Origin of the sequence: Streptomyces sp. NPDC001292 (genome assembly GCF_042896465.1) — a bacterium.
Lineage (GTDB): Bacteria > Actinomycetota > Actinomycetes > Streptomycetales > Streptomycetaceae > Streptomyces.
In genome coordinates this window covers 94449-119900 of sequence record NZ_JBIAXG010000030.1, presented here as the reverse complement: position 1 = coordinate 119900, position 25452 = coordinate 94449, and the positions used below count along the sequence as shown (strand labels likewise).

Genomic DNA, 25452 nt, shown 5'->3' with positions numbered 1-25452 from the left:
GGCGGCGCGGACAGCGACACGCGGATGGTGTCGCCGATGCCCTGGGAGAGCAGCGCGCCGAACGCCACCGCCGACTTGATCGTGCCCTGGAAGGCAGGGCCGGCCTCGGTCACGCCGAGGTGGAGGGGGTAGTCGCACTGCTCGGCGAGCTGCCGGTAGGCCTCGATCATCACGACCGGGTCGTTGTGCTTGACCGAGATCTTGATGTCCCGGAAGTCGTGCTCCTCGAAAAGGGACGCCTCCCACAGCGCCGACTCCACCAGCGCCTCCGGAGTCGCCTTGCCGTACTTCTGAAGCAGCCGCCGGTCCAGGGAACCGGCGTTCACACCGATGCGGATCGGCGTGCCGTGGTCCTTGGCCGCCTTCGCGATCTCCCTGACCTTGTCGTCGAACTGCTTGATGTTGCCCGGGTTCACCCGCACCGCCGCACAGCCCGCCTCGATCGCCGCGAAGACGTACTTCGGCTGGAAGTGGATGTCCGCGATCACCGGGATCTGCGACTTGCGCGCGATCGTCGCCAGCGCGTCCGCGTCGTCCTGCGTCGGACACGCCACCCGCACGATCTGGCAGCCCGACGCCGTCAGCTCCGCGATCTGCTGCAACGTCGAGCCGACGTCCGACGTACGCGTCGTCGTCATCGACTGCACCGACACCGGCGCGTCCCCGCCCACCGCCACGGACCCGACCTGGATCTGCCGGCTCTTGCGGCGCTCGGCGAGCTTGGTCGGAACGGACGGCATGCCGAGAGAAATCGCAGTCATCTGCTGTGCAACCCCAAGTCGTGGATCAAGGTCCGGCCTCGTTCAGCGGCGGGCTCCAGGCATCGAGATTACGGCACGTCCAGGTGCCCCAGCACATCCCACCCGGCAAAACCCACTCATTGGAAGGCGGCCGGACGGGAGATCCGTCCGGCCGCCGTCGTCAGGGGTCCGCTAGGAGATTTTGACGGGGTTCACCACGTCCGCGATCAGGACCAGGACGGTGAAGCAGACGAAGACGCCCGCCACCACGTAGGCCACCGGCATCAGCTTCGCCACGTCGAACGGACCCGGGTCCGGCCGACGCAGCGCCCTCGCCAGATTCCGCCGCAGCGACTCCCACAACGCCCCCGCGATGTGCCCGCCGTCCAGCGGGAGCAGCGGGAGCATGTTGAACAGGAACAGGGAGAGGTTGAAGCCGGCGACCAGCATCAGGGCCATGGCCAGTTGCTGGGTGGGCGGGATGTCCAGAGTGAAGATCTCGCCGCCGACGCGGGCCGCGCCGACCACGCCCATCGGGGAGTCGGGCTGGCGGGGAGCGCCGTCGAAGGCCGCGTTCCACAGGGCCGGCACCTTGCCGGGCAGGCCCGCGATGGAGTGGACGGCCTCGCCGAGCCGGTCGCCCATCCAGGTAACGGACTGGCCGAAGTCCTGGCGGACGATGCCGGTGGCGGCGCTGAAGCCGAGGAAGCCGGCGCTGACGTACTGCCCCTGCACGATCTGGCCGCGGGAGTCCTTCTTGGCGACCTGGTTGGTGGCGATCTTCGCGTGCAGGGTGACGTCCTGGCCCTTGCGGTCGACGACGATCGACACCTCCTTGCCGGGGTTGGCGCGGATCAGGTCGGACAGCTGGTTCCAGTTGTCGGTCTTCGCCCCGTTGAAGGAGACGATCTTGTCGCCTGCCTTCAGACCCGCGGCCGCGGCCGGGGCCGGGGCGTCGGTCTTCTTGCAGCTGTCGCGGTTCTCGCTCTGCGCGATGACGCACTGGGAGACCGAGCTGACGGTCGTCGTCTGCTGCGAGATGCCGAAGCCCATGAGCACGGTCAGGAACAGCGCGACCGCGAGGATCAGGTTCATGAAGGGGCCCGCGAACATCACGATGACCCGCTTCCAGGGGGCACGTGTGTAGAACAGGCGCTTCTCGTCACCGGGGCCGAGCTCCTCGAAGGCCGCCGAGCGTGCGTCCTCGATCATGCCGCGCCAGGGCGAGGTGGAGCGCGCGGCGATCCGGCCGTCGTCGCCCGGCGGGAACATGCCGATCATGCGGATGTAGCCGCCGAACGGGATGGCCTTGATGCCGTACTCCGTCTCGCCTTTCCTGCGGGACCAGAGCGTCGGGCCGAATCCCACCATGTACTGCGGCACGCGGATGCCGAAGAGCTTGGCGGTGGACAGATGCCCCAGCTCGTGCCACGCGATCGAGACCAGCAGGCCCACCACGAAGACGATTATGCCGAGGATCATCATCAAGGACGTCATGCACGCGCCTCCGCTGTCGCCGTCTGCGCCGTCAGTTCCCGGGCCCTGGCGCGGGCCCAGGTCTCCGCTTCGAGGACGTCCGGCACAGTCAGCGTAGTTCCCGTGCGACGGGGTTCCCCCCGCTCGAGCGATGTCGAGAGTGGGGGAGTGCCGTGCTCCTCGACCACTCGTGTCACGGTCTCCATGATCCCGTTGAAGGGCAGTGTGCCGCGCAGGAACGCGTCGACGCACTCCTCGTTGGCCGCGTTGAACACGGCCGGGGCGGTGCCGGCGAGCCGGCCCACGTGCCGGGCGAGCCCCACGGAGGGGAAGGCCTCGGTGTCCAGCGGGAAGAACTCCCAGGTCGACGCCTTGCTCCAGTCGAAGGCGGGCGCGGCGTCGGGAACGCGTTCGGGCCAGCCCAGGCCGATGGCGATGGGCCCGCGCATGTCCGGGGGCGTCGCCTGGGCGAGGGTGGATCCGTCGGTGAACTCGACCATCGAGTGGACATACGACTGCGGATGCACGACGACCTCGATGCGTTCGAAGGGAATGTCGTACAGCAGGTGTGCCTCGATGACCTCCAGCCCCTTGTTGACCAGGGTGGCGGAGTTGACCGTGATCACCGGGCCCATCGCCCAGGTGGGGTGGGCGAGGGCATCCTCGACGGTGACGTCGGCGAGCTCGGCCTTGGTCCGGCCGCGGAAGGGGCCGCCGGAGGCGGTGACGACGAGCTTGCGCACATCGGCCCGCGTCCCCGCCGCGAGCGCCTGGAAGAGGGCGGCGTGCTCGGAGTCCACCGGGATGATCTGACCGGCCTTGGCGAGCGCCTTGACCAGCGGGCCGCCGACGATGAGTGACTCCTTGTTGGCGAGCGCGAGGGTGCGGCCCGCCTCCAGGGCGGCGAGGGTCGGGGCGAGGCCGATGGAGCCGGTGATGCCGTTGAGGACGGTGTGGCAGTCGGAGGCGGCGAGGTGCGTGGCCGCCTCCGGTCCGGCGAGGATCTCGGGGAGCGGCTCGGACGTCCCGTACTGCGCGGCGAGCGCCTCGCGCAGGGCCGGTACGACGTCCTCGCGGGCCACGGCGACGGTCCGCACCCGCAGCCGGTACGCCTGCTCGGCGAGGAGACCGACCCGTCCGCCGTTGGCGGAGAGCCCGGTGACCCGGAAGCGGTCAGGGTTGCGCAGTACGAGGTCGATGGCCTGGGTGCCGATGGACCCGGTGGACCCGAGAACCACCACGTCCTTGGGGCCGTCCCCGGCGACGGGGTCGAAGACGAGGTGCGGGTCGGCGAGAGGGGCTGGACTGTCGCTCATCCCCCCATTGTGGCGGCAGACGCTCCCCGAACGGACAGCGCGTCCCTCCGACGGGGGGAGCGAGTCGCCGGTCGCCGCACCGCCGATGCGGCACGGCGCGCCCCCGCAGGCGGACGCGGTCGGCCGCCCGGTGGCCGATGCCGCCGGGCGGCCGGTGGATGTCGCCGACAGACGGCCGTACCGCGTGTCACGGCCGCCGGCGGCCGTCACCTGATCGGCCGGTGCACGTTCTCCCGCTCGCTCGGGCCGGGGTCCGCCGCCGCGATCCAGGGGCCGTCGTCCGACGGGTCGATGATCCCTTCCTCCAGCCAGGTGTAGGCGCCGCCGAGGACGCCCTTGACGACCTTGCGGTCGATGTCGTCGGTGTTGGTCCACAGACGGTCGAAGAGTTCGGCGACGCGGATGCGGGACTGCCGGCAGAAGGCGTCGGCGAGCTGGTACGCCTCGCGGCCGTGGTCGCCCTGGGTGCGCAGGAGCTCGGCGCGGACGCAGGCCGCGCTCATCGCGAACAGTTCGGCGCCGATGTCGACGACCCTGCCGAGGAAGCCCTGCTTGGTCTCCATCCGGCCCTGCCAGCGGGACATGGCGTAGAAGGTGGAGCGGGCGAGCTTGCGGGCGTGGCGTTCGACGTAGCGCAGGTGGCCGGACAGGTCGACGTGGCCGGGCGGGTGGAACTCGGCGTACGAGCGCGGGAGCTGGCCCGGGCCGGCGACCAGCTTGGGCAGCCACTTGGCGTAGAAGACGCCCGCGTTCGCGCCCGCCCTCGCCTTGTCCGACAGGGTCTTGTCCGGGTCGATGAGGTCGCCGGCGACCGAGAGGTGGGCGTCGACCGCCTCGCGCGCGATCAGCAGGTGCATGATCTCGGTGGAGCCCTCGAAGATGCGGTTGATGCGCAGGTCGCGCAGCATCTGCTCGGCGGGGACCGCGCGTTCCCCGCGGGCGGCGAGGGACGCGGCCGTCTCGAAGCCGCGGCCGCCGCGGATCTGGACCAGTTCGTCGGCCATCCGCCAGGCCATCTCGGAGCCGTAGAGCTTGGCGAGGGCGGCCTCGATGCGGATGTCGTTGCGGTTCTCGTCGGCCGTCTGGGACGACAGGTCGAGCACCGCCTCCAGCGCGAAGGTGGTGGCCGCGATGAAGGAGATCTTCGAGCCGACCGCCTCGTGCAGCGCGACCGGCTTGCCCCACTGCTCGCGGGCCGCGGACCACTCGCGGGCGATCTTCAGGCACCACTTGCCCGCGCCCGCGCACATCGCCGGCAGGGACAGGCGGCCGGTGTTCAGGGTGGTCAGGGCGATCTTCAGGCCCTGGCCCTCCGCGCCGATGCGGTGGGCGGCCGGGACCCGGACCCGGTGGAAGCGGGTGACGCCGTTCTCGATGCCGCGCAGGCCCATGAAGGCGTTGCGGTTCTCCACCGTGATGCCCTCGGAGGCGGCCTCGACGACGAAGGCGGTGATGCCACCGCGGTGGCCCGCCGACTTCGGCACGCGCGCCATGACGACGAGGAGGTCGGCGACGACCCCGTTGGTCGTCCACAGCTTGACTCCGTCGAGGACGTAGTCGTCGCCGTCCGGGACCGCCGTGGTCGCCAGGCGTGCCGGGTCGGAGCCGACGTCCGGCTCGGTCAGCAGGAAGGCGGAGATGTCGGTGCGGGCGCAGCGCGGCAGGAAGGTGTCCTTCTGCTCCTGGGTGCCGAAGAGTTTCAGCGGCTGCGGTACGCCGATCGACTGATGCGCGGAGAGCAGCGCGCCGATCGCGGGGCTTGCGGAGCCGGCCAGGGCGAGGGCCTTGTTGTAGTAGACCTGGGTCAGACCGAGGCCGCCGTACTTGGTGTCGATCTTCATGCCGAGCGCGCCGAGCTCCTTGAGCCCGGTGATGACCTCGTCCGGGATCCGCGCGTCGCGCTCGATGCGGGCCGAGTCGATCTTCGTCTCGCAGAAGTCGCGCAGCTTGGCCAGGAACTCCTCGCCGCGCTGGACGTCGTCGGCGGCGGGCAGCGGGTGCGGATGGATGAGGTCGAGCCGGAAGCGGCCGAGGAACAGCTCCTTGGCGAAGCTGGGCCTGCGCCAGTCCTGCTCCCGGGCGGCCTCCGCCACCTGTCGGGCCTCGCGCTCGGTCACGGTGGGCTTGTTGGACGTTGGTGCGGACATGAGGCTCACCTCGCCGCGAATAGGGATGGTGGGGCCAGTACGTTACCGACCGGTGCTACTGGATCGTATGTACCCGATACCGGGCGGACCCACCACCCCACGCGCACGGACGCTCGCAGTCCACCGTCTGTTTCGGTCTGATGCCACCCAGCATCATGTGTGCGGGGAGTGACGACCACTTGTTGTACTCCGTTCGGATGCGCCGACGCCGTGCGCCGGGTCACCGGCAGCGGGCTCGCCGACGCCATGATCCTGATGGACGTCGAGCTGGACGACGAACGGCTGCCGCTGCTGCGCGGTGGGGGCGCCCCCGCTCGAGCGAAGTCGAGAGTGGGGGACGACCAGCCATCCGTCCTGATCGGTCTGCCCGCCAACACCACGGGGCTGACCTGCGTGGACCTGGACTGGGGTGCGACGGGCGCGCTGTGCGTGGAGCATCTGGCGCTGCTCGGGCACCGTGACATCGCCGTCATCGGCGAGGCGCCCGCGGTCTACGAACGGCACACCTACCGGCTTCGCCGAACGCACCCTCGACGGCCTGCGTTCCCGGGCCCGCGAGCTGGGCCTGGGACTGCTGCACCGCCCGTGCGAGGGCGGGTACGACGCGATGGCGGTGACCCTGGCCCGGATCCTCGACGAGCGCCCGGGCACCACCGGCTTCGTCGTGCAGAACGAGTCCGCCGTCGAACCCCTCCTCGCCCTGCTGCGCCAGCAGGGCCGGGCGGTCCCCGAGGACATGTCGGTGGTCGCGATCTGCCCGGACCAGGTCGCCGTCCAGGCCTCGGTGCGCCTGACCTCCGTGGGCATCCCCGCCCAGGAGATGGGTCGGCACGCGGTCGCGCGTCTGGTGGCCAAGCTCGACGGGCGCGGCACGGACGAAGTGGTGCTCATCGCGCCCGAGTTGACGGTCCGGGCGAGTTCGGGGCCGGTCCCCTCCGGCTCCTGACACCGGTCCGCCACGTCTCGGGCCCCGGCCCGCTCAGGGCGCCCCCACGCCTTCTCACGCCTTCTCGCAGGGCTGACCCGTCCGCACGCCTTCAAGGAGCACTCGTGAACCAGCATGCCGGGACCCAGGCCCCGCACGGCCCGGTCGGCCTCGCCCAGTCCTCCCCCACGGTCGGCACGTTCCGCGACCGGGACGGCGTGCTGGAGTGGAGCGACCGCCAGGAGACCGTACGCATCGAGCCGTGGGGGCCGGACGCGGTCCGGGTGCGGACCTGACCTTCGAAGTCCCCCTTTTCGCACTGGAGTCTGGGAGGTGTCCCAGGGCCGCCGGCGCCTGGAGCCGGGCCCGTACGACCTCCTCGTCGGCGCCTCCAGCGAGGACCTCCGGCTCCGCACCATCCTGACCCTCGTCGGCGAGCCCGGCACACCGCACCCGGTCCTGGAACACGGTCTGAACGCCCTCGGCTTCGACGAGCAGTCGGGCATCGGGGTCGTCGACCGGACGAGGACGACGGGCGACGCGGTGACATCCTCCCCCGGCAGGCCGGGCGAACTTCTCCACGTCGACTGCGACTTCGGCACTGGTGTAACACGGGTGAGGGTGGAGGTGGCGGACGAGGGCACGGTCGAACTGTCCCTGGACGGCGGCCCGGTACTCGCCGTCGTCACCCGGGACACCCCCACGTCGGGCCCGTACGACTACACCATGCTCACCGCCCCGGCCACCGCCGCCGGCGTACACGACCTGCGCCTCGGGCTGCACGGCCCCCTGCGCCTCGCGCGGGTCGACCTCACGCGTTGAGAACTCCGCCCGCACCCCCCAACCAGACCACGACGACGGCCGGAGCCCCCGCACAGCGGGCTCCGGCCGTCGTCGGCTGTCCGGACGGGGCCCTACAGGGCGAGGCCGGTCAGGACCAGGACGCGCTCGTAGGTGTAGTCGTCCATCGCGAACTTGACGCCCTCGCGGCCCACGCCGGACTGCTTGACACCGCCGTACGGCATCTGGTCGGCGCGGTAGGAGGGGACGTCGCCGACGACCACGCCGCCGACCTCCAGGGCGCGGTGGGCGCGGAAGGCGGTCTGGAGGTCGTGGGTGAACACGCCTGCCTGGAGGCCGTACTTGGAGTCGTTGACGGCGGCGAAGGCCTCGGCCTCGCCGTCCACCCGCTGCACGGTCAGGACCGGGCCGAAGACCTCCTCGCAGGAGATCGTCACCTCGGAGGGCACGTCGGTGAGGACGGTCGGGGCGTACGAGGCGCCGTCGCGCTTGCCGCCGGTGTGCAGGGTGGCGCCGGCCTCGACGGCCTCCTGCACCCAGGACTCCACGCGCTTGGCGGCGTCCTCGCTGACCAGCGGGCCGACGTCGGTCTTCGGGTCGGAGGGGTCACCGGTGACCTGGGCCTCGACGGCGGCGACGATGCGCGGCAGCAGGCGCTCGTAGACCGACGCGTCGGCGATCACGCGCTGCACGGAGATGCAGGACTGGCCGCCCTGGTAGTTGGAGAAGGTCGCGATGCGGCTCGCGGCCCAGTCCAGGTCCTCGTCGCTTGCGTAGTCGGCGAGGACGACGGCCGCGCCGTTGCCGCCGAGCTCCAGGGTGCAGTGCTTGCGCGGCACCGAGTCCATGATCGCGTAGCCGACCTTCTCGGAACCGGTGAAGGAGATGACCGGCAGGCGCTCGTCCTGGACGAGGGCAGGCATCTTGTCGTTGGCGACCGGGAGGATCGACCAGGAGCCGGCCGGCAGGTCGGTCTCGGCCAGCAGCTCGCCGAGGATCAGGCCGGACAGCGGGGTGGCCGGGGCGGGCTTGAGGATGATCGGCGCGCCGGCGGCGATGGCCGGGGCGACCTTGTGGGCGCACAGGTTCAGCGGGAAGTTGAACGGCGCGATGCCGAGGACGACGCCCTTGGGGAAGCGACGGGTGAAGGCGAGGCGGCCCTGGCCGCCGGCGTCGGTGTCCAGGCGCTGGGCGTCGCCGCCGTTGAACCGGCGGGCCTCCTCCGCGGCGAACCGGAACACGGACACGGCACGGCCGACCTCACCGCGCGCCCACTTGATCGGCTTGCCGTTCTCGGCGGAGATGAGCTGCGCGATCTCCTCGGTGCGCTCGGTCAGCCGCTTGCTGACGTGGTCGAGGGCGGCGGCCCGCACGTGCGCCGGGGTGGCGGCGAACTCGTCCCGCACGGCGTACGCGGCGGCCACGGCCTCCTCGACCTGGGCGTCGGTCGGCACGCCGACCTTGCCGACCAGCCGCCCGTCCCACGGGTTGGTGACGTCGAAGGTGTCCTCGCCGGTGACCTGGCGGCCGGCGAGCCAGAAGGCGTGGGTGGAAGTCATCAAGGAGTCCCGGCCCTTCCGCGTAGGAGGTGTACTTGGCTTTCGCCGTCCACGGTAGGGCGAGGGCGGCCCGGGGTCGTTTGTCCGAGTCGTAGCAGTGCGGGGGCGGGGTGCGCCGGATTGGCGTAGGAGCAGTGTCCAGTGGGATCCCTACTCAGTGGACGTGGCCTTCAGCGCCAGCCACAGCTCCATCCGCACGTCCGGGTCGTCCAGGGAGCGGCCGAGGATCTCCTCGACCCTGCGCATCCGGTACCGCAGCGTGTGCCGGTGGACGCCGAGGTCGGCGGCGGCCGCGTCCCACTGGCCGTGCCGTGACAGCCAGGCCCGCAGCGAGGCCACCAGGTCGCCGCGTCCGGTCGCGTCGTGCTCGTACAGCGCGCGCAGCAGCCCGTCCGCGAACGCCCTGACCGCGTCGTCCGCCAGCAGCGGCAGCACCGATCCGGAGGCGAGTTGTTCGTGCTCGACGAGCACCCGTCCGCGCCGCCGCGCCACCGACAGCGCCTGTTCGGCCTGCTTGTACGCGGCGGCTGCCGCGATGGGCCCGGCCGGCCCGGACAGCCCGACGACCAGTTCGTCCTCCTCCGCGCCACCGGACTGCTCGCGCACGGTCTCGGCCCGCGCCGCCTCCAGCGCCGCCGCGTACTGGCCGCACACCGCCACGGCCGCGCCCGCGTCGGCGGCCAGCACCACCAGGCGCTCCCCGTCGGGCACCACCAGCACCGCCTCCCCCGACCGGGCGGCGGCCGCCTCCACGACCTCGGCCAGCGCGGCGAGCGGGTCGGCGCCGGGGCCGGCGGCGGCCAGTACGGCGGCCGGGGAGGGTGCTGCGGGTTGCACGCGCGTGTGGGCACCGGCGTGCGCCCGCGCGGCGGACGCCGAGGCGGACTCGGCGACGATCATGCGGAAGGGGGCGTCCAGCAGTCCGCCGTACAGGTCGCCGGCCACCGCGCGGGCGTGGTCGGGCTGCCCGGCGAGCAGCATGCGCAGCACGGCGGCGCCGATCCGCTGCTCGGCGGCGTGCAGCGAGCGTGAGCGTTCCGTGGTGAGCGTCAGCAGGGCCACGGCGGAGTGGACGGCGTACCGCTCGGCGGTGCCGAGGGTGGCGGCCGTGCCGACGGCGAGCGCGGCGCGCGGGCGGCGTCCCGTGCCGATGGAGTGCAGTTCGACGCGGTCCTCGGTCTCGGGTCCGCCGACCACGGCCGATGCGGGGACCGACCGGTCGCGCAGCCGTTCGATGTCCGCCGTGAGCCGTTCGGCGCGGCGTGTGGCCCATTCGGGTGCCGCGGCGACGACGGCGCCCGAGGCGTCGTAGAGCGCGGTCCAGCCGTCCACCTGGGCCGCGAGCGCGGCGAGCAGTCCCTCCGGTCCGGCGTTCAGTGCCTGTTTGGTCAGTTCCCGCTGGGCGGCGAAGCCGGCCGTGACCGCCCGGTACTGGTCGGCCGCGATGGCCGCCGAGACCGCCTTGCTGATGGCGAGGAACGGCGTGCGGCGGGGCACCTCGAGCAGCGGCAGTCCCTCCTCCTCGGCGGCGCCGACGAGCGCCGCGGGGATGTCGTCGTAGTTGACCCCGACGGCGAAGCCGAGCCCGACGACCCCGGCCTTGGCCAGCCGCTTCACATAGCGGCGCATGGCGTCGGGATCCTCCGCGTCCAGCTTGAGCGCGGTGATCAGCAGGAGCTCCCCGCCCTCCATGTACGGCACGGGGTCGGCGAGCTCGCTGACGTGGGCCCAGCGGACGGGTACGTCCAGGCGGTCCCCGCCCGCGCGCACGGTCAGCTTGAGCGCGGAGTGGTGGACGAGCGAGGCGAGCGTCGGGGGCATGAGGCCTTCTGGTCTCGGAGGTTCTTCGGCGGAGGTTCTTGCGGAGGCTTTATGGAGATCGGATGATCCTTGTGATCTTTTGGACGTCACGTATGAACGGCCTATGCCGATTCTGCCTCACCGTACGGTCAACGCGTTACGACCGTGCATACCCCGCCGCGTCCGCCTCCCGCTCCGTTCAGCCCCGCAGGTCCACCAGCAGCGGCGGCGCGTGCTCGCCCCGGACGCCGGTCAGCGACAGCACGGCGTGTCCGGGCGGTACCTCGTGGGCCAGCTGGGAGGCGGACCAGCGCTCCCGCTCCACCTGCCGGGTCGTCACGGCGTCCGTGGTCACGGCCCGTCCGGTCACCAGCTTGCGCAGGGCGTGGATGGCACGGGTCATCGGCTGGTGGGCGAACACGGTGTGCTCGGCCACCTCCTTGGTCTCCACCCATTCGGTCCCCCAGGCCTGCGCGAACCGGCTGCCGTCCCAGGTGGTGACGCCGGCGAGCGCCATACGGCAGCCGACGGCCCCCAGCAGCGGGCCGTGCAGCGCCTCGGGCACATCGGCGACCGAGCGGAGCGCGAGGACGACGCCGGCGTTCTGGGAGCGCAGCCCCTGGACCCGGCGCACCGACTCGGCGGTGACGGCCCCGGTGGCGTCGTCGAGGACCAGACAGGCGAAGTGGGGGCGTCGGGTGTCCCGTACGACCGTGTGGAACTGGGCCAGGACCAGCCGGGTGATCAGCCGGGACGCCTCCTCGTGCCCGCGTTCGGGCAGGTCGACGCGGACCCGCAGCGGATGGTGGGCGATCGCGCGCAGCGAGAAGGGCCGGCCGCCGGGCCCCGCCGCGCCGAAGAACTCGGCGAAGACCGGCCGGTCCAGGAGCGCGAGCCGGTCCGCGAGGGCCGCTCCGGCGTCGGCCGCAGAGCGGGCCTGCCGCATCCGGGCGTCGAGTTCGCGCCGCATCACGGCGTGCTCGTCCGCCGACAGCGCCGCCCGCAGGGACGCCAGCGCGCCCGGATCGCCCTCCAGCAGTTCGCGCAGCGCCGGCAGCGGCGGGAAGTGCCCGTGCACCGCCCGGTAGGGGCCGAGCAGCTGGGCGAGCGCGGTGGCGGCGCTCCGCCCGCCGACGGTGTCGAGGTCGCCGACCAGGGCCTCGGCGAGGAAGGCGGCGGCCTCGTCGGGGTCGTCGGAACCGGCGTACGGATCGAGGTCGTGGACGGAGGCGGGGTCGCCGATCCGGACCACCACGTCGTATGCGGAGTCCGGGCCGAGCGGGGTCCCGGCGGCGCAGACGGCGACGACCGCGCACCCCCCGGTCAGCGCCTGGAGTGTGAGCGCCTCGGTGACCGGCCCGGTGACGTGCCGGGTCTTCCCCGAGCCGGGCGGACCCACCAGGAGCAGCGAGGTGCCGAGTGTCTCCGTGCCGAGGGCGGCCCCTGCCCCCTCGTAGTCGCGCGGAGTCCGCTCCCCCGCCCACCGTCCGATGCGCACCTGCCCTTCCAGCAGGTCGTGGCGCACGGTGCGGCCCGGCAGGTCGCGCGCCCCGGAGGGGTGGGTCCAGGCGGCGGCGCCCTGCCGCAGCACGGTGTCGGTGAAGGCGGCCGGGCGTGCCTCCCGCCGGGCCGCCTCCCAGGCCCGCTCGACCCGGGCGCAGTCCACGTCGTTCATCCGGCCGGCGGCCACTTCGCCGGCCAGCAGGTCGGCAGCCTGGTACTGCCCGGCATGGCGCAGCCCGGGCCACTGCGAGCGCGGCAGGTCCGCCACGGGCGGGGCGGCGGGGTCCGCGGCCGCCCGGCGGCGCGCGGCGAGCTCCCGGGCGTACGCCCACCAGCCGCCGACCCGGGCGAACGGCCACACGACCAGCAGGGTGATGAGCGCGTACAGCGCGTCGGTGAACAGCTGGGAGGCGAACAGGCCGTAGCCGCCCGAGACGAGGACGATCAGGGAGAACACGGGGTCGACGACCGGCAGGGGGTCCCAGCCGACGCCCGGGAAGGCGCCGGGGAAGACCAGGCTGAGCGCGATCAGGGCGCCGGCGGCGGCGAACAGGGCGCGCGCGGGCTGCGGGCGGCGGCCCACGAAGTGCCGTACGACGTCGGGCCAGCTGCCCAGCCGTCCGACGGCGTAGACGAGCACGGCGAAGAACACGCCGTCGTAGGCCACCATGGCCTCGCGGCCCTGCATCCCCTTGGGGGACACGGTGCCGCCCCACCACCAGTCGCCCGGGGTGAACAGCTTCAGCGGCGCCCACTGGTACGGCAGCGCGCCCTGCCGCCACAGCGACCACACCAGCAGCGCCACGACCAGCGGGATCAGCAGCCCGACGATCGTGATCGACGGCAGCCGGTCCGGCGTCCTGGCCGCCTTGGGCGGGCGGTGCCCGAAGCGCCAGATGCCGGGCGCGGCGGCCGGGCGGGGGGTGTCGAGCCACTCGGCGACGCCGGGCCGCCGGTCGGGGAGCTGCCCGTACGCGAGCCCCTCTCGGGGATGCTGCTCGTGGGCGCCGGGCGCGGCCGGGGGTCTGCTCGGCCGGGGTGGCGTCGCGGGAGCGTCCCGAGGCACCGCCGGGCGTGGCACGGGGTTCGCGTGCGTACCCCGGGCGTCCTGCGTCCCGTCGTCCATCGCCGTTGCCCCCTGACCAGCCGTTCCGTCCACCATCAGCGAGCCAATCTAACGCCCGCGCAAGGGGAGTTCACCGATTGCGCGGCACGTGGCAGGTCATGGCGTCGGCGCCCGCGTCTTCCGGCCCGCGCCCCTCCTATGTCCACCGCGGACAACCGCGGGCGCCGACAACGCCCACATGGAGCATGCCCACCCTCCGCCCGCCGTCCTAGCCTGCGAGAAAAGAAGGAAAAGCGTCCGAAAAACGCCGCCGTACGCAAGATCTCATCAGGGAGCCCCCATGACCGCACTTGAGCAGGAGCGCCGCGTCGTCACCGCCATCCCCGGCCCGAAGTCGCAGGAGCTGCAGGCCCGCCGGACCGCAGTGGTCGCGCAGGGCGTGGGCTCCACGCTGCCGGTCTTCGTCACGCGTGCCGGCGGCGGCATCATCGAGGACGTCGACGGCAACCGCCTCATCGACTTCGGCTCCGGCATCGCGGTGACCTCGGTCGGCGCCTCCGCCGAGGCCGTCGTACGCCGTGCCTCCGCGCAGCTCGCCGACTTCACCCACACGTGTTTCATGGTCACGCCGTACGAGGGCTACGTGGCCGTCGCCGAGGCGCTGGCCGAGCTCACGCCGGGTGACCACGCCAAGAAGTCCGCGCTGTTCAACTCGGGCGCCGAGGCTGTCGAGAACGCGGTCAAGATCGCCCGCGCGTACACCAAGCGCCAGGCCGTCGTCGTCTTCGACCACGGCTACCACGGCCGCACCAACCTCACCATGGCGCTGACGGCGAAGAACATGCCGTACAAGCACGGCTTCGGCCCCTTCGCGCCCGAGGTCTACCGGGTGCCGGTGGCCTACGGCTACCGCTGGCCGACCGGCCCGGAGAACGCCGGCCCCGAGGCCGCCGAGCAGGCCATCGACCAGATCACCAAGCAGGTCGGCGCGGACAACGTGGCCGCGATCATCATCGAGCCGGTGCTCGGCGAGGGTGGCTTCATCGAGCCGGCCAAGGGCTTCCTGCCGGCGATCCGCAAGTTCGCCGCCGACAACGGCATCGTGTTCGTCGCCGACGAGATCCAGGCCGGCTTCTGCCGCACCGGCCAGTGGTTCGCCTGCGAGGACGAGGGCATCGTCCCGGACCTGATCACCACCGCCAAGGGCATCGCCGGCGGTCTGCCGCTGGCCGCCGTCACCGGCCGCGCCGAGATCATGGACGCCGCGCACGCGGGCGGCCTCGGCGGCACCTACGGCGGCAACCCGGTGGCCTGCGCGGGTGCGCTCGGCGCGATCGAGACCATGAAGGAACTCGACCTCAACGCCAAGGCGAAGCGGATCGAGGAGATCATGAAGGCCCGCCTCACCGCGATGCAGGACAAGTTCGACATCATCGGCGACGTCCGGGGCCGCGGCGCGATGATCGCCATCGAGCTGGTCAAGGACCGTGACACCAAGGAGCCGAACCCGGAGGCGACGGCCGCGCTCGCCAAGGCCTGCCACGCCGAGGGCCTGCTGGTCCTGAGCTGCGGCACCTACGGCAACGTGCTGCGCTTCCTGCCCCCGCTCGTCATCGGCGAGGACCTCCTGGGCGAGGGCCTCGACATCATCGAGCAGGCGTTCGCGCGCATCTGAGCGGCGGATATGTACGCCTGACGCAGCCGACGGCAGACGTGTGAAGAAGGTGTGCGAGGTGGATGGCGGGACGCCGTTCCCGCTGTCCCCCGCCCACCGGCTGCCGTAAGTTCTTCCCGGATGAGAGATACACCCGCCCACAGGGGACTGTGGGCGGCTTCAGGCCGTAGCCTCCCCAGCTTCGACCTGGTCGTGCCTCGCGCACACACCCGGAGCCCTCGGGTTCCGGTTCTCCTCAATGATCGGACAGTCGCCCGCCCCAGACCCCCCGGGGCGCGCGGCGTTCCGGTCCGGACGGTCGCAGACAGATGGGACGACCGTCCCCGTCGGGCCGGCGCACATCCCCCCTTGCGCCGGCCCTTCGGTGCGTCCGGGACCGACCGGCATGAGCCCCGGACCCACCGGCACGGCTCCGGGCCCGCTCGCCGTACCTGCGAAGCTGTCCACCGTGGTGTTCGTGGTGTTCCTCCTCGCCGTCCCGGCCGTCCTGCTCGCACTGATCACCTGGCAGGTGGTGGCGGGCGGCCCACTGCTGGACGCGGACCGGGAGGTCGGTCACGCCCTGCTGCACCCGGACCGCCTCTCCGAACTGCTCGCCGATCTGGGCCAGGTGCAGATCGCGGTACCCGTGCTCCTGGCCGTCCTGATCCAAGTGGCCTGGCGGGGCCGCGCCGCCGGCGCGGACCGCTGGTGGCTCGCGCCCCTCGCGGCAGCCGTGCCGATGGCTCTGGTGCCGGCGCTCGTCGTGCCTCTGAAGGCCTGGACGGCCCGCCCCGGCACCACGGTCATGCCGCCCGGTACCGGCTACTTCCCGTCGGGGCACGCGGCCACCGCCGCCGTGGCCTACGGCGCCGCGACGCTCGTGCTTCTGCCCTGGCTGCGCACGGCCGCCGCCCGCCGGACCGTCGTCGCGTTGTTCGCCGTGCTCATGTCCGGTGCCTCCTTCGGGCTGGTGCGCCGCGGCTACCACTGGCCACTGGATGTCGTGGCCAGTTGGTGCCTGAGCGCGGTGCTGCTCGCCGCACTGTGGCTGCTGATCAGCGTCCTTCCTCCTCCAGGGCCAGGGCCGCGGCCGCCTCGTGCATCGCCGGCTCCAGCAGGGCCGGATCGGTGAGAGTGCCCGAGCCGTCCGGTGCGACCGGCCGGCGCAACCTGCCGGTGGTCCGCCCGGGGTACGGCACGACGATCCAGGTGCCGAGCCCGGCGCCGCGGATACCGGTGACGAGCCGGCGGGCCGCGGTGCCCGACGGTACGAAGAAGCCCATCCGTTCGTCTCCGAAGTCGGCCAATACCGGCCCCGGTCGGTCGAGGACCCGGGTCAGGACGTCGAGCGTCGGGTGGCCGAGTGTCCCGGGCAGGATCAGGACGTCCACGCCTTGCCCGCGGGCAGCAGGGCGATCGCCCGGGAGTTGCTCGAGGCCCGCCTCGAAGCCGCCGTTGCGCAGAACGTCCGCGTCGGCCGCTCGGGCGGTCGTCGTGAGCGCGGTGACGCCGGGCAGGGCGAGGAAGGTGGCCGTCAGCGCGGCGAGCAGTCGGCGCTTGGCCGCTCCGGCTGGTCTCTGTCTGTCGCGATCCACAACTGCCTCCGGGCATGGGGGCTTGGGGAGGGTGAAGCGCGCCGAAGGATCCGGACCAATTCGGTTCGTCAAGACCTGTGGCGTCAGCCGGCAGGAGGAGACCTCCCTCTCTCGTGGACGCGTGAAGCGTCGTGAAGGAGAGGGAGGTCTCGTCTCAGTCTCGGGTGTCAGCTGTCGAAGCCCAGGCCCAGGCGGTCCATCGTCCGCAGCCACAGGTTGCGCCGGCCGCCGTGCTCGTCGGCGCGGGCCAGTGACCACTTGGTGAGTGCGATACCGGTCCAGGCGAACGGCTCGGGCGGGAAGGGCAGCGGCTTCTTGCGGACCAACTCCAGCTCGGTGCGCTCGGTGCGCTGCCCGGCCAGCAGGTCGAGCATCACCTCGGCGCCGAAGCGGGTCGCGCCCACGCCGAGGCCCGTGTAGCCGGCCGCGTAGGCGACCTTCCCCTGGTGGGCGGTGCCGAAGAACGCCGAGAAGCGCGAGCAGGTGTCGATCGCCCCGCCCCAGGCGTGGGTGAAGCGGACGCCCTCCAGTTGCGGGAAGCAGGTGAAGAAATGCCCGGCGAGCTTGGCGTAGGTCTCGGGGCGGTCGTCGTACTCCGCGCGCACCCTGCCGCCGTACGGGTAGATCGCGTCGTAACCGCCCCAGAGGATGCGGTTGTCGGCCGACAGCCGGAAGTAGTGGAACTGGTTCGCCGAGTCCCCGAGGCCCTGCCGGTTCTTCCAGCCGATCGACGCCATCTGCTCGGCGCTGAGCGGCTCGGTCATCAGGGCGTAGTCGTAGACCGGGACGGTGTACGAGCGCACCCGCTTGACCAGGTTGGGGAAGACGTTGGTGCCGAGCGCGACCCGGCGGGCCCTGATCCGGCCGTAGGGCGTGCGTACGGCCATTCCGGCGCCGTACGCCTTCAGCGTCAGGGCGGGGGTGCGCTCGTAGACGCGCACGCCGAGGCGCACGCACGCCTGCTTCAGGCCCCAGGCGAGCTTGGCCGGGTGGACCATGGCGACGCCCCGGCGGTCCCACAGGCCGGCCTCGAAGGTCGGTGAGGCGACCTGCTCGCGCACCGCGTCCCGGTCGAGGAACTCGACGCCCTCGGCCAGACCGTGCTGCTGGATCTCCGCGTACCAGTCCTTCAGTTCCCGGGCCTGGTACGGCTCGGTGGCGACGTCGAGTTCGCCGGTGCGCTCGAACTCGCAGTCGATGGAGTGGCGGGCGACCGTCTCCTCGATGGCGTCGAGGTTGCGGGCGCCCAGCTCCTCCAGCTTGTGGATCTCCTCCGGCCAGCGGGTGAGGCCGTTGGCCAGACCGTGCGTCAGGGAGGCGGCGCAGAAGCCGCCGTTGCGACCGGAGGCGGCCCAGCCCACCTCGCGGCCCTCCACCAGCACCACGTCCGTGGCGGGGTCGCGCTCCTTGGCGATCAGCGCGGTCCACAGTCCGCTGTAACCACCTCCGACCACCAGCAGGTCGCAGGTCTCGGCTCCGGTCAGCGCCGGCTCCGGGCGGGGCCTGCCGGGGTCGTCCAGCCAGTAAGGGACCGGCTGGGCCTCGGAGAGGGATGTGGTCCAGTCGTGCTCACGGCTCATGGCACCAGGGGCCATGATTTCAACTCCCTACAGAGTCAATTGCGTTGTTCCGGTGGGGCGGGCGTTATGCCTTCTGCCTGGTACGCCGGTTGCTGACGGCCATGGAGACCAGGACGAACAGTACGGCTATGACGAACATGGCCGTACCGATGACGTTGATCTGGACGGGTGTGCCGCGCTGCGCCGAGCCCCAGACGAACATCGGGAAGGTCACGGTCGAGCCCGCGTTGAAGTTCGTGATGATGAAGTCGTCGAACGACAGCGCGAAGGCGAGCATCGCGCCCGCGGCGATTCCGGGGGCCGCGATCGGCAGGGTGACCCGGAGGAAGGTCTGGACCGGTCCGGCGTACAGGTCCTGCGCGGCCTGCTCCAGCCTCGGGTCCATCGACATCACGCGCGCCTTGACGGCGACGACGACGAAGCTGAGGCAGAACATGATGTGCGAGATCAGGATGGTCCAGAAGCCGAGCTGCGCGCCCATGTTGAGGAACAGGGTGAGCAGCGAGGCCGCCATGACCACCTCGGGCATCGCCATCGGCAGGAAGATCAGCGAGCTCACGGTGCCCCGCGCGCGGAACCGGTAGCGGACCAGCGCGAAGGCGATCATCGTGCCGAGGACGGTGGCGCCGATCGTGGCCCAGACGGCGATCTGGAGGCTGATCGCCAGCGATCCGCACATGTCGGCGACACCGCACGGGTCCTTCCAGGCGTCCGTGGAGAACGCCTGCCACTGGTAGTTGAAGCGGCCCTTCGGCTTGTTGAAGGAGAAGACCGTGACGATGACGTTCGGCAGGAGCAGGTATCCGAGCGTCAGCAGTCCGGCGATGACGACGAGGTGGCGCTTGAGCCAGTTGACGAAGGCCATTTAAACCAGATCCTCCGTGCCGGACTTGCGGATGTAGATGGTGATCATGGCGAGGATCGCGGCCATGAGGATGAAGGACAGGGCCGCGGCCGTCGGATAGTCCAGGATCCGCAGGAACTGCGTCTGGATGACGTTGCCGACCATGCGGGTGTCGGTGGAGCCGAGCAGGTCCGCGTTGACGTAGTCGCCGGCCGCCGGGATGAAGGTCAGCAGCGTGCCGGAGACCACGCCCGGCATCGACAGCGGGAAGGTGACCTTGCGGAAGGTGGTGAACGGCTTGGCGTACAGGTCGCCCGCCGCCTCGTGCAGCCGCGGGTCGATGCGCTCCAGCGAGGTGTACAGCGGCAGGATCATGAACGGCAGGAAGTTGTACGTCAGACCGCACACCACCGCCATCGGGGTGGCGAGCACCCGGTCGCCGGCGGTCCAGCCGAGCCAGTTGGTGACGTCCAGGACGTGCAGCGTGTTGAGGGCGCCCACGACCGGGCCGCCGTCGGCGAGGATCGTCTTCCAGGCCAGGGTCCGGATCAGGAAGCTGGTGAAGAACGGCGCGATCACCAGGATCATGATCAGGTTCCGCCAGCGGCCCGCGCGGAAGGCAATGAGGTACGCCAGCGGGTAGCCGAGCAGCAGGCACAGGATCGTCGCGGAGGCCGCGTACAGGACCGAGCGGACGAACTGCGGCCAGTGCTGGGACAGCGCGTCCCAGTAGGTCGCGAAGTGCCAGGTGACCTTGTAGCCCTGCTCCAGGGAGCCCGTCTGCACGGACGTGGAGGCCTGGTAGATCATCGGCAGCGCGAAGAAGACCACCAGCCAGAGGATGCCGGGGAGCAGCAGCCAGTACGGCGTGAAGCGGCCCCGCCTGCGTGGCGGTCTCGTCTGCTGGGCGGCGGGCGGCGAGGGCGCCTCGGTGACGGCGGCCATCAGGCTGCGTCCTCCTCGACACTCTCGACGCCCGCGTCGATGTCCTGCGCGGCGTCCAGGCCGAAGGTGTGGGCCGGGTTCCAGTGCAGGACGACCTCGGCGCCGGGCACCAGGCGGGCGTCGCGGTCGATGTTCTGGGCGTAGACCTCGAAGTCGGAGCAGACGGGGCTGTCGATCACGTACTGCGTGGAGACGCCGATGAAGCTCGACTCGGCGATCCTGCCGGTGATGCGGTTGCGGCCGTCGGGGATCTCGCCCGCGTCGTCGGCGTGGGTGAGCGATATCTTCTCCGGTCGGACGCCGACGAGCACCTTGCCGCCGGTCGTCGCCGGGGCGGAACAGCGCGCCTGGGGCAGGGTGAGCTTGCCGCCGCCCGCCTTCAGGACGATCTCCTCGCCGCTCCTGTCGTCGACCTCGGCCTCTATCAGGTTGGAGGTGCCGAGGAAGTTCGCGACGAACGTGGTCTGCGGGTTCTCGTAGAGGTCGGTGGGCGAGCCGAGCTGCTCCACCCGGCCGCCGTTCATCACGGCGACCGTGTCGGCCATGGTCATGGCCTCCTCCTGGTCGTGCGTGACGTGGATGAAGGTGATGCCGACCTCTGTCTGGATGCGCTTGAGCTCCAGCTGCATCTGGCGGCGCAGCTTCAGGTCCAGGGCGCCGAGCGGCTCGTCCAGCAGGAGCACCTTGGGGTGGTTGATCAGCGCGCGGGCGACCGCGACGCGCTGCTGCTGGCCGCCGGAGAGCTGGTGCGGCTTCTTGCGGGCCTGCTCGCCCAGTTGCACCAGGTCCAGCATCTCCTCGACCTGCTTCTTCACCGACTTGATGCCGCGCCGGCGCAGACCGAAGGCGACGTTCTCGAAGATGTCGAGGTGCGGGAAGAGGGCGTAGGACTGGAAGACCGTGTTCACGGGGCGCTTGTACGGCGGCAGGTGCGTCACGTCCTGGTCGCCGAGGTGGACGGTGCCCTGCGTGGGCTCCTCCAGGCCCGCGATCATGCGCAGGGTGGTGGTCTTGCCGCAGCCGGAGGCACCGAGCAGGGCGAAGAAGGACCCCTGCGGCACGGTCAGGTCCAGCGGATGCACCGCGGTGAAGCCGCCGTAGCGCTTGCCGATCTGCGAGAGGCGGACGTCGCCGCTGTTGTCTTTCGTCATCATTGTCGTCACGCCCCTGTGAGCTTCGCGAACTTCGCTTCGTAGGCCGCCTCTTCCTTGTCGCTCAGGGCGCGGAAGGAATGGGACTTGGCCACCATGTCCTTGGTGGGGATGATCAGCGGGTTCTCCGCCGCCGACTTGTCGATCTTGGCCAGTTCCTCCCGCGCTCCCTCGACGGGGCTGATGAAGGCGACGTAGGCGGAGAGCTGGGCGGCCTGCCTCGGCTGGTAGTAGAAGTTGATCAGCTGTTCGGCGTTGGCCTTGTGACGGGCCTTGTTGGGGACCAGCAGGTTGTCCGTGGCCGTCACCCAGCCGGCGTCCGGGACGACGTAGTCGACGTCGGGACTGTCCGTCTGGAGCTGGACGATGTCACCGCCCCAGGCGACGCAGGCGGCGATGTCGCCCTTGGTGAGGTCGGAGGTGTAGTCGTTGCCCGTGAAGCGGCGGATCTGCCCCTTGTCGACGGCCTTCTGGAGGCGGGCGATCGCCGCGTCGTAGTCGTCGTCGGTGAACTTCGCCGGGTCCTTGCCCATGTCGAGCAGGGTCATGCCGATGCTGTCGCGCATCTCGGACAGGAACGAGACCCGGCCCTTGAGCTTGGGGTTGTCCAGCAGATCGGAGACCGACTTGACCTCGATGCCGTCGAGCGCCTTCTTGTTGTAGGCGACGACGGTCGAGACACCCTGCCACGGGTAGGAGTAGGCGCGCCCCGGGTCCCAGTCCGGGCTGCGGAACTGCTCGGACAGGTTGGCGAAGGCGTGCGGCAGGTTCGCCGGGTCCAGCTTCTGCACCCAGCCCAGGCGGATCAGCCGCGCGGCCAGCCAGTCGGTGACGATGATCAGGTCCCGGCCGGTGTCCTGGCCTGCCGCGAGCTGCGGCTTGACCTTGCCGAAGAACTCGTTGTTGTCGTTGATGTCCTCGGTGTACTTGACCTTGATGCCGGTCTGCCGGGTGAACTCGTCGAGCGTGGGGTGGTTCTTGCCGCTCTCGTCGACGTCGATGTACACGGGCCAGTTGGAGAAGTTCAGGATCTTCTCCTTGGCCGAGTGGTCCTCCGCGGAGACGCCACCCTGTGCCTGGCCGGCCGGGGGGATGCCGCAGGCGCTCAGCGCCCCGAGACCCCCGACCGCGAGCGCGCCGCCCGCTGAGGCGCGCAGCATCGAGCGGCGGCTGAAAGAGGCCCTGCCGTTGCGGAAGCTGCGCCGCACGGCGGCCAGTTGGGCCGGGGTGAGGCGGTCGGGCTCGTACTGCTCCATGCGCGTGGTGCCCTTTCGGGAAGGTGGGCCTGGTCAAGGCCTGGTCGTGGCTATCGGTCCCCGAAGATCGTGCGGTGCCAGTCCTTGCGGGCCACCGCCGTGTTGTCGAACATGACGTGCTTGATCTGCGTGTATTCCTCGAACGAGTACGAGGACATGTCCTTGCCGAAGCCGGACTGCTTGTAACCGCCGTGCGGCATCTCGCTGATGATCGGAATGTGGTCGTTGACCCACACGCACCCGGCCTTGATCTCCCGCGTCGCGCGGTTGGCCCGGTAGACGTCCCGGCTCCACGCCGAGGCCGCCAGACCGTACGGGGTGTCGTTGGCCAGCCGAATCCCCTCATCATCACTGTCGAACGGCAGTACGACCAGTACCGGACCGAAGATCTCCGACTGGACGATCTCGCTGTCCTGCGCCGCGTCCGCGACGAGGGTGGGGCGGTAGTACGCCCCGTTCTTCAGTTCGTCCTGGGGAGCCTCGCCGCCGGTGACCACGCGCGCGTAGGCACGCGCCCGGTCGACGAAGCCGGCGACACGGTCGCGCTGGACGTGCGAGATCAGCGGGCCGAGGTCGGTGCCGGGGGCGAACGGGTCGCCCAGCCGCACGGTCTCCATCAGGGCGGCCGTCCGCGCGACGAACTCCTCGTACAGGGGACGCTGCACGTACGCGCGCGTGGCGGCCGTGCAGTCCTGCCCGGTGTTGATGAGCGCGCCCGCGACCGCGCCGTTGACGGCGGCCTCCAGATCGGCGTCGTCGAAGACCACGAACGGCGCCTTGCCGCCGAGCTCCAGGTGCAGGCGCTTGACGGTCGCGGTGGCGATCTCGGCCACCCGCTTGCCGACGGCGGTGGAACCGGTGAAGGACGTCATGGCCACGTCCGGGTGGCCGATCAGGTGCTCGCCGGCCACCTTGCCGGTGCCGGTGACGATGTTGATCACACCGTCCGGGATGCCCGCGTCGGTGGCGGCCTGGGCGAACATCAGCGAGGTCAGCGGGGTCAGCTCGGCGGGCTTGAGCACGATGGTGTTGCCCGCGGCGACGGCCGGGAGGATCTTCCAGGCGGCCATCTGGAGAGGGTAGTTCCAGGGCGCGATGGAGCCGACGACCCCGATGGGCTCGCGGCGGACGTAGGACGTGTGGTCGCCGGAGAACTCGCCGGCCGACTGGCCCTGAAGATGCCGGGCGGCGCCCGCGAAGAAGGCTGCGTTGTCGATCGTGCCCGGCACGTCGAACTCGCGGGTCAGCTTCAGTGGCTTGCCGCACTGGAGGGACTCGGCGCGGGCGAAGTCCTCCGCCCGGTCGGCGAGCACGGCCGCGAAGCGGTGCAGCGCGTCCGAGCGGTCGCCGGGCGTGGCGCCCGCCCAGCCCGGGAACGCCTCGCGCGCGGCGGCCACCGCGGCGTCGACGTCCTCGGGGCCGGCCAGTTCGTAGGTGTAGACCTCCTCGCCGGTGGCAGGGTCGACGACCGCGTGGCTGCGGCCCGAGGTGCCCTTGGTCAGCCTTCCGGCGACGTACTGCGCGCCGTCCGCGAAACGGTCCTGCGCCGGGAATCGGTCCGGGGTGGCGGTGCCCGGGTTGTGCATGTCGCTCTCCTCCGCCGTAGCCCCTCGGTCACCGAGGGCGGGTGGCGTAGCTCCAGCTCGATTTGAGTGCCGATCCTGACAGAGCCCTGGGTCCCCAACAAGTGATTCCGTTGTTGCCTTTTGATTACGCGACGGAATCTGTCGAGCCAGATGTCGAGTGGGCACGGAAAAGGCAGGACGGTGTGTCAGTGGTGCGTGCCACACTCGCGTGCATGGGGAACATCGACTCCTGGCAGGCTCTGACCAGGGAAGTCCGCGCGGGAACGCGAGTGCGTTACCTGCACTTCTGGGGGCATCGGCCACACCCGGACGGCCGCATCGGCCCGAGCTGTCTGAGCCAGTGGTGGCCGTCGCCGTTCACGGTGGACGCCGTGCCGTACGCGACGGCGGAGCACTGGATGATGGCCGCCAAGGCGCGGCTGTTCGGGGACGCGGAGGCGGAGCGGCTGGTGCTGTCCGCGCGGCATCCGGCCGAGGCCAAGAAGGCGGGGCGGCTCGTGCGCGGCTTCGACGAGGACGTGTGGGAGCGGGAGCGGTTCCGGATCGTGGTGGCGGGCAGCGTCCACAAGTTCGCCGCCCACCCGGCGCTGCGCGAGTTCCTGCTGGCCACGGGCGAGCGCGTACTGGTGGAGGCCAGCCCGGTGGACCGGGTGTGGGGTATCGGACTGGCCGCCGGCGACGAGGCGGCGGCCGATCCGGAGCGCTGGCGGGGGCCGAACCTGCTGGGCTTCGCGCTGATGGAGGCGCGCGAGAGGCTGCGGGCCGGTACGCGGATACGGTGACCGGCCCGCGCGGAGTGCGGGCCGGCCCCGGTGTCAGCGGTCGGCCAGGACGGTCACGGCCGACAGGGAGGCATGGGCGAGGTCCTCGTCGTACGAGTCCGAGGAGTCCTCGACGCTGCCGGCGAAGAAGAAGCCGAGGATCAGCACGGCGATCATGAGGAAGCCGAGGACGATACCGATGATTCCCGTGATCAGGCCGGCCTGGGCCTGGCCGTGGTTGTTGGCCTCGCCGCGTTCGGCCTTCCGGCGGCCCTTGATGCCGAAGACCACGGCGAGGACGCCGAGCACCACCCCGAAGATGCCGTAGAAGCAGAACATGGTGCAGGACATGATGCCGAGCACCATGGCGGTGGTGCCCATCCCGTTCTGCGGGGGCATCGGTATGCCGGGCCAGCCCTGGCCCGATCCCGGATAGGCGGGGTAGCCGTATCCGCCGGGGACGGGACCGGTGGGTACGCCCGGACCGGTGGGAGCGACGGGCGGCGGCGGCACGGCGGAGTCCGCGGTGGCAGCACCGTAACCGGGCGGCGGGAAGCCGGCCGCCGGCATCGAGGTCATCGTCGCCTCGTCGTGCACGGAGGGCGGGGTGAAGCCGGGCGGCTGGCCCGGCCCGGGGGACTGCGCCGGGGCGGACGGGTTCTTCTCCAGAGAAGGTCTGCTACCGGGCGGCGCCCACGGGTCCTCGGCTCCCGCGCCCCCGCCGGCCTGCGTTCCGTCCGTCAT

19 protein-coding genes and 2 pseudogenes are annotated in these 25452 nt (G+C 71.3%); 6 read left to right on the top strand and 15 right to left on the bottom strand.

The genetic code is table 11. From position 1 onward, the window contains the following. The 4 genes from ispG to ACFY4A_RS28005 form a co-directional block, all read right to left on the bottom strand. On the bottom strand, window positions 1-761 hold a 761-nt coding region (ispG, locus tag ACFY4A_RS28020), incomplete at its 3' end, for a flavodoxin-dependent (E)-4-hydroxy-3-methylbut-2-enyl-diphosphate synthase (protein ID WP_390832109.1). Between the two features lie 171 nt (window positions 762-932). Further along, a complete protein-coding gene (locus ACFY4A_RS28015) occupies window positions 933-2225 on the bottom strand; it encodes a M50 family metallopeptidase (RefSeq protein WP_390832114.1) in 1293 nt (430 codons plus the stop codon). Between the two features lie 8 nt (window positions 2226-2233). After that, a complete protein-coding gene (gene dxr / locus ACFY4A_RS28010) occupies window positions 2234-3532 on the bottom strand; it encodes a 1-deoxy-D-xylulose-5-phosphate reductoisomerase (RefSeq protein ID WP_390832108.1) in 1299 nt (432 codons plus the stop codon). A gap of 206 nt (window positions 3533-3738) precedes the next feature. Then, entirely contained in the window at window positions 3739-5679 is a 1941-nt protein-coding gene (locus ACFY4A_RS28005) for an acyl-CoA dehydrogenase family protein (protein ID WP_390832107.1), read from the bottom strand. A gap of 204 nt (window positions 5680-5883) precedes the next feature. On the opposite strand from ACFY4A_RS28005, the pseudogene ACFY4A_RS28000 reads away from it, so the two are divergent. From ACFY4A_RS28000 to ACFY4A_RS27990, 3 genes and pseudogenes are all read left to right on the top strand, one after another. After that, a pseudogene (locus tag ACFY4A_RS28000) lies at window positions 5884-6625 on the top strand (substrate-binding domain-containing protein); the annotation flags it as partial. A gap of 104 nt (window positions 6626-6729) precedes the next feature. Further along, on the top strand, window positions 6730-6900 hold the full coding sequence (locus tag ACFY4A_RS27995; protein ID WP_390832106.1) for a hypothetical protein: 171 nt from the start codon (window positions 6730-6732) through the stop codon (window positions 6898-6900). Window positions 6901-6937: 37 nt separating this feature from the next. Continuing rightward, on the top strand, window positions 6938-7426 hold the full coding sequence (locus tag ACFY4A_RS27990; RefSeq protein WP_390832105.1) for a carbohydrate-binding protein: 489 nt from the start codon (window positions 6938-6940) through the stop codon (window positions 7424-7426). 92 nt (window positions 7427-7518) lie between these two features. On the opposite strand, the gene ACFY4A_RS27985 is transcribed toward ACFY4A_RS27990, so the two are convergent. From ACFY4A_RS27985 to ACFY4A_RS27975, 3 genes are all read right to left on the bottom strand, one after another. Beyond that, window positions 7519-8964, bottom strand: coding sequence for an aldehyde dehydrogenase family protein (locus tag ACFY4A_RS27985; protein WP_390832104.1), 1446 nt, complete (start codon window positions 8962-8964; stop codon window positions 7519-7521). 150 nt (window positions 8965-9114) lie between these two features. Then, window positions 9115-10785: a PucR family transcriptional regulator gene (locus tag ACFY4A_RS27980; protein ID WP_390832103.1), complete on the bottom strand. Its 1671-nt coding sequence runs from the start codon at window positions 10783-10785 to the stop codon at window positions 9115-9117. Window positions 10786-10963: 178 nt separating this feature from the next. Beyond that, the gene (locus tag ACFY4A_RS27975) at window positions 10964-13393 is read right to left on the bottom strand and encodes an ATP/GTP-binding protein (RefSeq protein WP_390832102.1); all 2430 of its coding nucleotides are present in this window, start codon (window positions 13391-13393) and stop codon (window positions 10964-10966) included. A gap of 280 nt (window positions 13394-13673) precedes the next feature. On the opposite strand from ACFY4A_RS27975, the gene gabT reads away from it, so the two are divergent. Both gabT and ACFY4A_RS27965 read left to right on the top strand, forming a co-directional pair. Next, window positions 13674-15008 (top strand): 4-aminobutyrate--2-oxoglutarate transaminase, encoded by a 1335-nt coding sequence (gabT, locus tag ACFY4A_RS27970; protein WP_390832101.1) that lies wholly within the window; start codon window positions 13674-13676, stop codon window positions 15006-15008. 385 nt (window positions 15009-15393) lie between these two features. Then, the gene (locus ACFY4A_RS27965; protein WP_390832100.1) at window positions 15394-16122 is read left to right on the top strand and encodes a phosphatase PAP2 family protein; all 729 of its coding nucleotides are present in this window, start codon (window positions 15394-15396) and stop codon (window positions 16120-16122) included. Here ACFY4A_RS27965 and ACFY4A_RS27960 read toward each other — a convergent pair. From ACFY4A_RS27960 to ACFY4A_RS27930, 7 genes and pseudogenes are all read right to left on the bottom strand, one after another. Then, a pseudogene (locus ACFY4A_RS27960) lies at window positions 16046-16419 on the bottom strand (hypothetical protein); the annotation flags it as partial. The gene ACFY4A_RS27965 and the pseudogene ACFY4A_RS27960 sit on opposite strands and share 77 nt — an antisense overlap. 333 nt (window positions 16420-16752) lie before the next feature. Next, entirely contained in the window at window positions 16753-18180 is a 1428-nt protein-coding gene (locus ACFY4A_RS27955) for an NAD(P)/FAD-dependent oxidoreductase (RefSeq protein ID WP_390832099.1), read from the bottom strand. Window positions 18181-18229: 49 nt separating this feature from the next. Then, on the bottom strand, window positions 18230-19030 hold the full coding sequence (locus ACFY4A_RS27950) for an ABC transporter permease (RefSeq protein ID WP_390832098.1): 801 nt from the start codon (window positions 19028-19030) through the stop codon (window positions 18230-18232). After that, entirely contained in the window at window positions 19031-19954 is a 924-nt protein-coding gene (locus ACFY4A_RS27945; protein ID WP_390832097.1) for an ABC transporter permease, read from the bottom strand. It lies immediately after the preceding gene. Beyond that, window positions 19954-21117: an ABC transporter ATP-binding protein gene (locus tag ACFY4A_RS27940; protein ID WP_390832096.1), complete on the bottom strand. Its 1164-nt coding sequence runs from the start codon at window positions 21115-21117 to the stop codon at window positions 19954-19956. The genes ACFY4A_RS27945 and ACFY4A_RS27940 overlap by 1 nt, the downstream gene beginning before the upstream one ends. Beyond that, window positions 21114-22361 carry a spermidine/putrescine ABC transporter substrate-binding protein gene (locus ACFY4A_RS27935; protein WP_390832095.1) on the bottom strand — a complete coding sequence of 416 codons (1248 nt, stop codon included), beginning with the start codon at window positions 22359-22361 and terminating at the stop codon, window positions 21114-21116. Before ACFY4A_RS27935 ends, ACFY4A_RS27940 begins: the two co-directional genes overlap by 4 nt. A gap of 50 nt (window positions 22362-22411) precedes the next feature. Beyond that, complete coding sequence (locus tag ACFY4A_RS27930) at window positions 22412-23947, bottom strand: gamma-aminobutyraldehyde dehydrogenase (protein WP_390832094.1); 1536 nt, start codon at window positions 23945-23947, stop codon at window positions 22412-22414. 212 nt (window positions 23948-24159) lie between these two features. Between ACFY4A_RS27930 and ACFY4A_RS27925 the strand changes: the two genes are divergently transcribed. Then, window positions 24160-24729, top strand: coding sequence for an NADAR family protein (locus ACFY4A_RS27925; RefSeq protein ID WP_390832093.1), 570 nt, complete (start codon window positions 24160-24162; stop codon window positions 24727-24729). A 33-nt stretch (window positions 24730-24762) separates the two neighbouring features. Here ACFY4A_RS27925 and ACFY4A_RS27920 read toward each other — a convergent pair whose 3' ends face one another. Further along, on the bottom strand, window positions 24763-25452 hold the full coding sequence (locus ACFY4A_RS27920; RefSeq protein WP_390832092.1) for a DUF4190 domain-containing protein: 690 nt from the start codon (window positions 25450-25452) through the stop codon (window positions 24763-24765).

What these genes read in the sequence shown, in the direction of transcription:
- ACFY4A_RS28005 (WP_390832107.1), bottom strand. Translation starts at nt 5,679, where the DNA reads ATGTCCGCACCAACGTCCAACAAGCCCACCGTGACCGAGCGCGAGGCC.
- ACFY4A_RS27975 (WP_390832102.1), bottom strand. Translation starts at nt 13,393, where the DNA reads ATGGACGACGGGACGCAGGACGCCCGGGGTACGCACGCGAACCCCGTG.
- ACFY4A_RS27930 (WP_390832094.1), bottom strand. Translation starts at nt 23,947, where the DNA reads ATGCACAACCCGGGCACCGCCACCCCGGACCGATTCCCGGCGCAGGAC.
- ACFY4A_RS27925 (WP_390832093.1), top strand. Translation starts at nt 24,160, where the DNA reads ATGGGGAACATCGACTCCTGGCAGGCTCTGACCAGGGAAGTCCGCGCG.
- dxr (WP_390832108.1), bottom strand. Translation starts at nt 3,532, where the DNA reads ATGAGCGACAGTCCAGCCCCTCTCGCCGACCCGCACCTCGTCTTCGAC.
- ACFY4A_RS27985 (WP_390832104.1), bottom strand. Translation starts at nt 8,964, where the DNA reads ATGACTTCCACCCACGCCTTCTGGCTCGCCGGCCGCCAGGTCACCGGC.
- gabT (WP_390832101.1), top strand. Translation starts at nt 13,674, where the DNA reads ATGACCGCACTTGAGCAGGAGCGCCGCGTCGTCACCGCCATCCCCGGC.
- ACFY4A_RS28015 (WP_390832114.1), bottom strand. Translation starts at nt 2,225, where the DNA reads ATGATGATCCTCGGCATAATCGTCTTCGTGGTGGGCCTGCTGGTCTCG.
- ACFY4A_RS27920 (WP_390832092.1), bottom strand. Translation starts at nt 25,452, where the DNA reads ATGACGGACGGAACGCAGGCCGGCGGGGGCGCGGGAGCCGAGGACCCG.
- ACFY4A_RS27945 (WP_390832097.1), bottom strand. Translation starts at nt 19,954, where the DNA reads ATGGCCGCCGTCACCGAGGCGCCCTCGCCGCCCGCCGCCCAGCAGACG.
- ACFY4A_RS27980 (WP_390832103.1), bottom strand. Translation starts at nt 10,785, where the DNA reads ATGCCCCCGACGCTCGCCTCGCTCGTCCACCACTCCGCGCTCAAGCTG.
- ACFY4A_RS27955 (WP_390832099.1), bottom strand. Translation starts at nt 18,180, where the DNA reads ATGGCCCCTGGTGCCATGAGCCGTGAGCACGACTGGACCACATCCCTC.
- ACFY4A_RS27965 (WP_390832100.1), top strand. Translation starts at nt 15,394, where the DNA reads ATGAGCCCCGGACCCACCGGCACGGCTCCGGGCCCGCTCGCCGTACCT.
- ACFY4A_RS27935 (WP_390832095.1), bottom strand. Translation starts at nt 22,361, where the DNA reads ATGGAGCAGTACGAGCCCGACCGCCTCACCCCGGCCCAACTGGCCGCC.
- ACFY4A_RS27950 (WP_390832098.1), bottom strand. Translation starts at nt 19,030, where the DNA reads ATGGCCTTCGTCAACTGGCTCAAGCGCCACCTCGTCGTCATCGCCGGA.